Annotated in this window: 1 pseudogene; it reads right to left on the bottom strand. The window is 52.6% G+C overall.

The window, feature by feature from the left end:
• A pseudogene (locus QP971_RS11325) lies at positions 1-360 on the bottom strand (transposase); the annotation flags it as partial.
• Positions 361-371: the final 11 nt, after the last annotated feature.

Consider the following 371-nt stretch of genomic DNA (forward strand, 5'->3'; position numbering starts at 1 on the left):
CGTGGCACATCCGCTTAACCGAGTACTCGGTTCGGTGGTCATAGACAAACTGGAAGCGGATTACCAGCGTGTCTCTTCGGCAAAATATTTCGCGGCCTTGCGCAGGATGTCGCGTTCTTCGCGCAGCTTCGAGACTTCTCTTTCTAGCTGGCGGATTCGCTCAGAATCAGTCGTCGCCTGAGCTTTATCACGCATGTTTTTCGAGTGGGCACGTTTGCCGGTGCCGTACTGCTTAAGCCAGGAATAAAGTGAGGAACGATTGACTCCAAGCTCTGCTGAAGCCGCGTGGAGTGAAAGGTCCTCATTGTTTTCGTAGAGGGCCACAGCATCACGTTTGAACTGTTCGGAGTACCTAGGCATGGTGGTAGATT

The organism is Corynebacterium marquesiae, from assembly GCF_030229635.1.
Taxonomy (GTDB): Bacteria; Actinomycetota; Actinomycetes; order Mycobacteriales; family Mycobacteriaceae; genus Corynebacterium; species Corynebacterium marquesiae.